The sequence below is a fragment of the Haladaptatus sp. W1 genome, from assembly GCF_001723155.1.
Classification (GTDB): Archaea; Halobacteriota; Halobacteria; order Halobacteriales; family Haladaptataceae; genus Haladaptatus; species Haladaptatus paucihalophilus.
Genome location: NZ_MEIH01000040.1, coordinates 1 through 8,921 on the forward strand (window position 1 = coordinate 1; position 8,921 = coordinate 8,921).

Below are 8,921 nucleotides of genomic sequence, written 5' to 3' on the forward strand. Positions count from 1 at the left end.
AGGTGATGAGCGAAGGGGACGTCAACTCCTCGCGCGTCTTCCAGTCGCGCTTCCGCAAGGCGTTCTGGGTCATCGGGGCCGCCGCCGCGACGACCATCATCGCCATGAGTCCGTTGGCGGTGCTCGGACTCGGCGACCTGCAAGGGTTCGCCATCATCACCATCCTCGGCGTGCTCATCGGTGTACTAGTCACCCGACCGGCCTACGGTGACATCCTCCGCTACCTGCTGACGGACAAATAACCGTCGGCTATCGAATCGGTCGCTATTCTTTCTTCGAACTCATCCGGGATTTCTGGACGGTACCTTCGCTAGAATCGAGCGCTACGTCGGCGAGCGGTTGATACAACTCGGAATATATAATAACTAGAAAAATACTAAAATAAAAATATCTAGGCTATGAATTTATATCGGTGCAGTATCCATCTGGAGTTGCGATGCAACGAGATTCCGACGACGATATCAGACGAAGCGATGTGCTCCGAGACGTTCACGAATCGGCGCGCGAGACGGAGACGAAGCGACGTGGATTCCTCCGTTCATCGGGGGGACTCGCCGCATCGCTCGCTGTCCTGCCGCTGATTTCGAACGTCACGTCGGCGGAGCCCGACCTGACGCCGACCAAGGAGCGGCTCAATTCGATCGCAAAGGAACACGAATCACCGGCAGTCGCCCGCAAGGCGGTTCGAGCGACCGGTGGGGAGCTGTTGCGTGCGCTTTCGGACCGCGGACTGCTGGAGGATGCGAGCGTGGAATCGCTCGGCATCGACGAAGTACTTCCCCATCAAGACAGCAGCAGGGTCGACAACGGCGTCATCGTGCTCTCCTACGACCACAAGGGGACGGCGACGGCGCAGGTCCAGATTATCAAGCGCCTCTCGGACCGCAGACTGCGCATCATGGTCGAACCTCACGTTGACCGCAGCTTCGCGCTGGTCGAACCCGACGCCGACGACGAGCCGACCAAGGTCATCACGACGAACGACGATGGCGTGACCGTCCAGCGAAACTGCGATACGAGCTGGTACGGCGACTGTAACCACAATCCATCGGACGACTGCGGTTGTACGGAGAACAGTGTCTGCGGCTGTTACCAGACCGAAGTCCAGTGTTGTCAGCTCCTCGACTGCTCTATCACCGGCTACAAGGCCGGAAACTGCGTCACGACGACGAGCGGGTGCTGTATCCACGAAGGCTGTGACTCCTTCTGCTGACGAACTCGGTCGTCAGTGCCGGTCTTTTTTGTGCGAGTTATCGTCGCGTTAGTCGTAATCGCGTCCTGTTCCCGTTGTAGGTGCTGTCTACTCCCGAAACGATGGTTCAATTATAACAGCAAGAGCGTCGAACCGGGGACGATGTTAGAACACCTCCAGCACGGCAAACGACGGCTCGCCGTGGAGATGGAGCGGCTACGGTTACGGCCGGACGCACAACCCAGGGACACGGCCGACACTGTGCGAACGCTTCCGCCCGACCCCGCGGTCCTCTTCCTCTGTCTCGGAAACATCTGCCGAAGCCCCATGGCCGAGCGCTATCTCCGAGAACGCCTGCAGGAGACGGAGTACGACTGTTCCGCCGTTCGCTCCGCCGGGTTCATCGAAAAGGAAGGGCGGTCGAGTCCCGACGCCGCCGTGACCGTCGCGTCGGAGTTCGGCGTGGATTTGACCGACCATCGCTCGCAGTGCGTGGACGAGGGCCTCCTCCGGGAGAGCGACCTCGTGTTGCTGATGGACGCGTGGAACTACTGGTACCTGAAGCGAAACCATCCCGATTCGCTGGGGAAGGCGTGTTTCGTCAGGTCGTTCGACGCGTCCCCGGAGTACGAAATCGAGGACCCGTACGACGCCGACGAGGACACCTTCCGCCGCGTGTACGGCGAAGTCACGGACGCGGTGGACGCGTTCCTGTTCGCGGTGGAGGACGAATGAGCGTCGTCGTCCCGGCCATCGCGGCGGGCAGCAGCCTCGCGTGCATCCGGTCGCTCGGCCGCAAGCGGATTCCGGTCATTGCGGCGGGCGAATCCCCCGACTCCCCCTCGTTCGCGTCGAAATACGTCACCGAGCGCGCCTCCCTCCCCGCGCCAAACGAAGACCTCGACGGCTACCGGGACGGCCTGCTCTCGCTCGCCGAGCGCCCGGACGTGGAGACCATCGTCCCGCTCCGGGAACCCGAGAGCTACGTCCTCTCCGAGAACCGGGCGGCGTTCGCCGAACACGTCGCAACGCCGTGGCCCGACGCCGAGACGATGGCGTCCGCCCGCGACCGAAGTCGGCTGTTCCGACGGGCGAAGGAAGTCGGCGTTCCCACCCCGAAAACGGCCCTGCTCACGGAGTGGGACGACTGGGACGACGAGACGGTCGTCAAATCCCGCTACACGGTGTGCGTGGAGGACGGCAAAACCGCGTACCCCGGCGTGCGCTTCCTCTCCGAGGAACCCGACGCGGACCGCATCGCCGACGAGATGGGACACGTCCCCATCGCACAGGAGTGCATCCCGGACGGGACCGAGTACGGCTTTTTCGCCCTGTTCGACCACGGCGAACCGGTCGTCACGTTCCAGCACCGGCGGATTCGAAGCTACACCTACTCCGGCGGGGCGAGCGTCTTCCGCGAATCCGTGTCGAAGCAGAAGCTCCGCGAGCACGGCGTCCGGCTCCTGTCGGCGCTCGACTGGCACGGCCCGGCCATGGTCGAGTTCCGGCGCGACCCGCGCGACCAGCGGTTCAAACTGCTCGAAGTGAATCCGCGCTTCTGGGGGTCACTCCAACTCGCGGTGCACGCGGGCGTGGACTTCCCGTACCGTTACTACCAACTGGCGAACGGCGTTCGAAACCCCGACTACGGCTACACGGTCGGCACGGGCAGTCACATCCTCCGGGGAGAACTCGTCTACCTCGTCAGCCTCCTCCGCGACGACTACGAACACGTCGAGCGCCCGTCGGTCCCGCTGGAAGTCGCTCGCGTCCTTCGCTCGCTGCTCACCGACCCCAACTTCGACTACCTCTCGACGGACGACCCGGACCCGTTCCGGCGCGACGTTTCGAACCTCGTCTCGGAGTTCGCGCCGTCGGGAGCGAAACCGTTGCGACGGGCGGTGTCGACGGCCCTCGGAAAATAGGTCAGAACTGGTCGAGCCCCGCCTGCTCGCGGGCGGCCAGCGCGTCCTTGCTGGTCTGCCACGACGCACGGGCACACGCCGGGAGTTCGCCGTGCGCTTCGACGTACTCGCGGAGGAACTCGCGGGTGTTTGGGTCGCTCGGATAGCCGCTGCCGACCCCGCCGTGTTGTTCGGCAAGTCGGGCGACGTGGGCGTCCCGCTCGACCTTGGCGACGATGCTCGCCGCGCCGACGATGGCGTGGGTTTCGTCCGCCCCGTGCTCCGCCTCGACCGTAATCTCGGGACTGACTGCCGCCGCGACCCGCCGTGCGAACCGCGATTCGCTCGTGTCACAGGCGTCCACGATGCCCCGCTCGCCGCCGGAGACGATTCGGGAGATGGCCTCCCCGTGGGCCGCGACGGTCAGCGTGTTCATGTCCGTCTCCGGGTCGTCGATTCGCGTCGTCGTGATTTCCGCGACGCCGACCGCGACGGCCTCGTCTGCCCGGAGCGCCGCGGCCAACTCTTCCCGGCGCTCCGGCGAGAGGTTCTTCGAGTCGTCGATGCCGTCCGGCAGGTCGTCGGGGTCGTCGATGGCCACCGCCGCGGCGAACATCGACCCCAACACCGGCCCGCGTCCCGCTTCGTCTACCCCGAACACGCTCGGATGCTCGTCGTCGGGTCACATGGTCGTTACTACTCGGGGTCGGAACGTCGTGAAACGGCCGCGCCGACGGTGCGGAACGAGCGACAAAAAATGCGGTTCGGCTCCCGTTCAGGGCCGATGCGGTCCCGACTGTCGCGGAACGAACGGCTTTCGCGGTTCGACGGAGATGCTGCTCACGGGCAGTTCCTGCTCGTCGAGCACGGCGTGAATCGAGCCGAGAAGCTCCTTGTCAACGTCGTCGGCGTCGATGCCGCGGAACCGGAGGCCGACCTGTTTGATGGCGATACGCTTTTCCGAAGAAGGTTCGTTGTCGGACATGCTTCGATGCAGTCGAAGCACACGAGGTCAGTGCCCTAACACTGGCCTTTCGGCGGAACCCCGTCTGCTTCGTCCGAGGGATATGTCTTGGACGAGTTAATTCTATTGGTTTGGTGGGTCGCGGATGAAAAATTCGGTCGCCGGAATCGCAGACGTACGGCGTTACTCCAGCAAGAAATCGTCGTGGTCGAAGGGTTCGTCCTCGCCTTCCACCGCAACGACGTCCAGCGCGGTCACGTTCGCGCCGACGCCGAGCAGACCGGCCAAACTCGGTTCGGTTCGTCCCTCGTCGCCGCTGACGAGTTCCTTGATGTACAGGCCGCCCTGTCCGTGAATCTCGACTTCGCCGTGGCGCTCGTCGTCGAGATGGCCGTCGATGTCGTACACCTCGCGGACGCGGGTGAGGCTGGCGCGGCGGTGGTCCACCCGGTTCGGGGTGAACTGTTCCACGGTCGCGCCGTCGAGTTCCGCCATCGTCTCCGCGAGGGCCGACTCCGTAACGGGGTCGTCGAACTCGACCTGCGCGCGGTAGGTCTTGCTGGCGTCGAGTTCCTTCACGCGCTCCACCATGTCGTGCGTGGCGAGGCGAAGCCCCTCGACTTCGGCCTTTCCGTCCGCGAACTCGTTGATTTCGCGTTCGAGTTCGTCCGTGTCCGGGTTCCGTCGCCGCGGTTTTTTCACCTCGATGGCGAACGGGCGACCCGTCCCGAGCATCAGCGCGTCCACGTCCTCCCGGCCAGCGCCGTGGAAGATGGCTTCCGTCCCTTCCATCGCGTCGAGGACCGGCGGCGTCGTGAGCTGTTCGACGCTCTCGTCGTAGAGGAAGCCGCTGCCGCCGCAGTAGTCACACGGCTCCTCGCCGCCGCCCTCGGCGAGTTGCTTGCCCGACCCGCCGCACTCCCGGCAGGGCCACTTCGTCTGGGGGATGTCCCGCTCCAGTTTGCGGTAGCGCCCGAAGACGAACGCCGGGTTCACCTGCACGTCCACGTCGCCGCGTTCGAGGTTGAGCAGCGCGAGCACGTCCGGTCGCTTGAAATCGACTTCCGTGTCGGTGAGCCGTCCGACGCGTTTGCCGACCTCGCGGTTGAACTCCGACTTGAAGAGTTCGCCCGTGTCCTCGGGAAGTTCGGCCAACTCGCGGAGCAGGCGCTCGTTCTCCTCGACCAGCGGCGGTGCCCGCGTACCGACTTGGTACGTCTCGAATCCGACGTCCGAAAGCGCCTCGGCGACCTGTTCGGCGTAGTCGTCGTACTCGTCGGTGAGGCCCTCACAGACCCAACACTCCTCGTCGGGGGCCTCGAAATCCTCGTCGTCCGCCAAGGCGACCGTGACCCGGAGGGAGCGCCCCCGTTCGTCGTTCGTCAACCCGAAACTCCGGTCCGCGAACTGCCGACCCAGACAGGCGTCGCACACCGGGTCCTCCGCGATGACCCGCCGCGCCGCCGAAAGTACGTCCATGTCTCACCCGTGGGAGTCACGCGGTAAACCGGTTTCCGATTCGAGCGGGCGGATACCGGACGTCTCGAACCCGAACCCGTCGTCGTGTCACACCCCGCCAATACTTCTAGACTGATATAAATCCATCACGATGAACGTTCTCTCAAGGGCAAGAGTGTTGCAAACACATTTGTCAAGGCGTGTACGTTCGGAGTACGAGGAATCGAAGGGGCTATATGCGTGGTGACGCAGTGTGACGATATGCCTTCCGAGCCGCCGTCTGTCTCCGTTATCATTCCTGTCTACAACGACCCACGGGGCATTCGGATGACTCTCGACTCCGTTCTCGACCAGACGTATCCGGAGACGGACTACGAAGTGTTGGCCGTGGACAACGGTTCGACCGACGAGACGCGGGACGTCATCGGAACCTACTGCGAGGAGTATCCCGACCGCGTTCGGCTGTTGGTCGAGGACGAGATACAGGGTCCCGCCGCCGCCCGGAACAAGGGGGTCGCCGAGGCGAACGGCACGATTCTGGGGTTCATCGACGCCGACATGACCGTCGAGGAGACGTGGCTCGAACACGCGGTTCAGTCGATGAAATCCAACGACTGGAGCTACATGGGGTGTAACGTCGAGATATACGTCGAAGAGGACAAGGACACCCTCACCGCGACGTACAACCAGATATTCGGCTTTCCCATCCAGAAGTACATCGAGGAACAGCACTTCTCGGGAACCGGTTGTCTCTTCGTCCGTAGCGAGGTGTTCGACGAGGTGGGGAACTTCGACGACCGACTGTTCTCCGGCGAGGACCAGGAGTTCGGCAACCGGGTGTACGACGCCGGGTTCGACCAGCACTACCAGCCCGCGATAACGATGTATCACCCCGCCCGTTCGTCGCTCCCCGCGCTCCTGAAAAAGCACTTCCGTCACGGCCGCGGCCGAGCGCAGATGCAGCGCTATCACCCCAGTCGGGTACAGAAGCCGAGCGTTCTCAACCCGCGAAACTACCTTCCGCCCCATCCGATTCGATTCTACAAGAACGTCACCGACGTCGCGTCGCTCTCGTGGAGCGACGTCATCCTCCTCTTTTTCATCGCGTACATGAAACGCCTCAGCGCCACGGGCGGCTGGGCCTACGAGCACTTCGGCGAAGGCGAATAAGGTTACTTTCACCAAACGCGCGATTTCGTCCGCCGACGTTCAGAAGCGACTTACGCACCCCGAAACGAGTGGGAGTATGCGACAGTTCATCGTTCTCGGTCACGACGCGCCGACGACACCCGACTTCTCGCTGGACGACTTGGCGGGTGCGGCGGGGCGACTCGACGCCCTCTGTCGGTGCGTCAACAGCGCCTTCTTCCTCTCGCACAATTTCCGAAGCGACGTGCGCCTCTTTCTGGTCATGCAGGACGAACTGACGATTCGGTTCGAGGGGAGCGAACTCCGCCGTCTCAACCCGGACGAGCGAAGCACCGCGGCGCTCATCCGCAAAGCACTGGAGGCGAAATCCGAAGCCATCGGCCACATGGAGGCCGAAAGCACGCCCGGCGTCTTCGTCTCGAAGCGCGACTTTGAGACTATCCTCGACGAGGCGAGTCGGCGGGCGACCGTGGTCGAACTCCACGAGGACGGAACCCCCGTGGTGGACCTCGAACCACCGGAAGACCCGCTGTTCGTCCTCTCCGACCACGGCGACTTCACGGACGAGGAGGCCGACCTGCTGGCCGAGGCGTCCGACGAGCGGGTTCGACTCGGCCCGGCGCTCCTCCACGGCAACCACGCGATGACGGTTGCTCACAACTACCTCGATACGGGCGGCTACACCGAGTATTGACGCCCCCGTTTCGCAACCGTTAAAGGGAGGTGTCTCCATCTTTCAATCGCGGGCCGGTGGGGTAGCCTGGTATCCTTCGGCCTTCGGGTGGCCGTAACCGCGATTCGAATTCGCGCCGGCCCACTACCTTTCCCGCATTCTCAAACCGTCGAGCGGATGCTCTCGATTTTGCGCAACCGAGTCACCACGGTTAACCCTGCTCCATCCCTAACCCTACCAACATGACCGAGGGAATCGACTTCGAGGTCGCCGAAACCGAGGACATCGCCGGGAAGCGGGACGAAGTTGTCGCGGCGGTCACGGACCACGCGGGGACCATCGCGCGCGAACTCGCGCTGTTGCAGGGCGGTGATTACGGACAGGAGACGTTCAACACGAACGCCGGGGGGTGGACGCTCAAGTACGAGGCCGGGAACATCCAGTACCTTCGCTTCGAGGGGAAGGCGGGCGGCGAGACGTACGTCGTCTCCGCCAAGCAACCGCCGGACTCGGACGACCTCGCGGCGGCGATGCGGGATTACGACGCGTTCGTCGCGGCGTACAACGCACACGTCGAATCGAAGGAGGGCGTTCTGGACGACGTATCGACGGACTTCCCGGCGGTCGAATCGACCGATACCGTCGTCTCCGAGCGAAACCGCGTCGTCGGCCGGATTCGGGAGGTGTCGGACGTGATGGCGGGCGAACTGCACCGCTACGATGGGGTCGATTACGGCACGTTCACGGCCAGGGTCAACGGCAAGCGCTGGGAGCTGAAACGCGAGGAGAGCAGGGCGTCCTACCTCCGCGTCGGCGGACAGGGCGGCACGTATCTCGTCTCGCAGTACGAACCGCCGTCAGCACCCGACGTGCGCGAACTCGCCGACGACTTCCGCGGGTTCGTCGAGGCGTTCAACGACTACGTGGACGAACTGGAAGCCGACCTCTCGAACGTCTCCCTCTAACGGTTCTCGCAACGCTTCTTTTTAAACCGCTTCCCCAACGCACAAATCCGTCGCCGGTGAGTATCGACTATGACCTCCGAAAAAGTGGCAATCGTGACCGCCGCCGGGCGCGGCATCGGCGAAGCGTGCGCACGACGACTCGCCGACGACGGCTACACGCCCGTCCTGCTCTCGAAATCCGGTGCCGCGGTCGACGTCGCCGAGGACCTCGGCGGCGTCGGGTTCGAAGGCTCCGTGACGGACACCGACGACCTCGCCGCGCTGGTCGAGGCGGCGACGGAGCGATACGGACGCATCGACGCGCTCGTGAACAACACCGGCCACCCCGCGACGGGCGACCTGCTCGACATCTCCGACGAGGAGTGGCACGCCGGACTCGACCTCGTGCTCCTGAACGCGGTTCGAACCGCGAGGCTCGTCACGCCGGTCATGCAGGAGCGAGGGCAGGGTTCCATCGTCAACATCTCCACCTTCTCGGCGTTCGAACCGAGCCACGAGTTCCCGGTCTCTTCCGTCCTCCGCGCCGGACTCGGCAGTTTCACGAAACTGTACGCCGACCGCTACGCCGCGGACGGTATCCGCATGAACGCGGTGCTCCCCGGCTTCGTGGACAGCT

Annotated in this window: 11 protein-coding genes and 1 tRNA gene; 9 read left to right on the plus strand and 3 right to left on the minus strand. The window is 64.0% G+C overall.

Annotated features, from left to right (window positions below; all coding sequences use genetic code 11):
• The 4 genes from BG842_RS02350 to BG842_RS02365 all read left to right on the plus strand — a co-directional run.
• Positions 1–242, plus strand: a 242-nt coding sequence (locus BG842_RS02350; protein WP_175424062.1) for an MMPL family transporter, incomplete at its 5' end; no start/stop codon positions are given.
• Positions 243–436: 194 nt separating this feature from the next.
• A complete protein-coding gene (locus tag BG842_RS02355; RefSeq protein WP_069449532.1) occupies positions 437–1,213 on the plus strand; it encodes a hypothetical protein in 777 nt (258 codons plus the stop codon).
• A 141-nt stretch (positions 1,214–1,354) separates the two neighbouring features.
• Positions 1,355–1,927 (plus strand): protein tyrosine phosphatase, encoded by a 573-nt coding sequence (locus BG842_RS02360; RefSeq protein ID WP_069449533.1) that lies wholly within the window; start codon positions 1,355–1,357, stop codon positions 1,925–1,927.
• Positions 1,924–3,117 carry an ATP-grasp domain-containing protein gene (locus BG842_RS02365; protein ID WP_069449534.1) on the plus strand — a complete coding sequence of 398 codons (1,194 nt, stop codon included), beginning with the start codon at positions 1,924–1,926 and terminating at the stop codon, positions 3,115–3,117. Before BG842_RS02360 ends, BG842_RS02365 begins: the two co-directional genes overlap by 4 nt.
• 1 nt (position 3,118) lies before the next feature.
• Here BG842_RS02365 and rnhB read toward each other — a convergent pair whose 3' ends face one another.
• The 3 genes from rnhB to BG842_RS02380 all read right to left on the minus strand — a co-directional run bounded on the left by rnhB (position 3,119) and on the right by BG842_RS02380 (position 5,539).
• Positions 3,119–3,757 carry a ribonuclease HII gene (gene rnhB / locus BG842_RS02370; protein WP_083252407.1) on the minus strand — a complete coding sequence of 213 codons (639 nt, stop codon included), beginning with the start codon at positions 3,755–3,757 and terminating at the stop codon, positions 3,119–3,121.
• A 114-nt stretch (positions 3,758–3,871) separates the two neighbouring features.
• Positions 3,872–4,081 carry a hypothetical protein gene (locus BG842_RS02375; protein ID WP_069449535.1) on the minus strand — a complete coding sequence of 70 codons (210 nt, stop codon included), beginning with the start codon at positions 4,079–4,081 and terminating at the stop codon, positions 3,872–3,874.
• Positions 4,082–4,243: 162 nt separating this feature from the next.
• Complete coding sequence (locus tag BG842_RS02380) at positions 4,244–5,539, minus strand: tRNA pseudouridine(54/55) synthase Pus10 (protein WP_069449536.1); 1,296 nt, start codon at positions 5,537–5,539, stop codon at positions 4,244–4,246.
• 240 nt (positions 5,540–5,779) lie between these two features.
• On the opposite strand from BG842_RS02380, the gene BG842_RS02385 reads away from it, so the two are divergent.
• From BG842_RS02385 to BG842_RS02405, 5 genes are all read left to right on the plus strand, one after another.
• Positions 5,780–6,688 carry a glycosyltransferase family 2 protein gene (locus tag BG842_RS02385; RefSeq protein WP_256388494.1) on the plus strand — a complete coding sequence of 303 codons (909 nt, stop codon included), beginning with the start codon at positions 5,780–5,782 and terminating at the stop codon, positions 6,686–6,688.
• Positions 6,689–6,764: 76 nt separating this feature from the next.
• Positions 6,765–7,361, plus strand: a complete 597-nt coding sequence (gene trmY, locus BG842_RS02390) for a tRNA (pseudouridine(54)-N(1))-methyltransferase TrmY (RefSeq protein ID WP_069449538.1) — start codon at positions 6,765–6,767, stop codon at positions 7,359–7,361.
• A gap of 50 nt (positions 7,362–7,411) precedes the next feature.
• Positions 7,412–7,484 (plus strand) — tRNA-Pro (locus BG842_RS02395).
• A gap of 98 nt (positions 7,485–7,582) precedes the next feature.
• Entirely contained in the window at positions 7,583–8,305 is a 723-nt protein-coding gene (locus BG842_RS02400) for a hypothetical protein (RefSeq protein ID WP_069449539.1), read from the plus strand.
• Between the two features lie 69 nt (positions 8,306–8,374).
• A partial coding sequence (locus BG842_RS02405; protein WP_069449540.1) for an SDR family NAD(P)-dependent oxidoreductase occupies positions 8,375–8,921 on the plus strand: 547 nt, incomplete at its 3' end.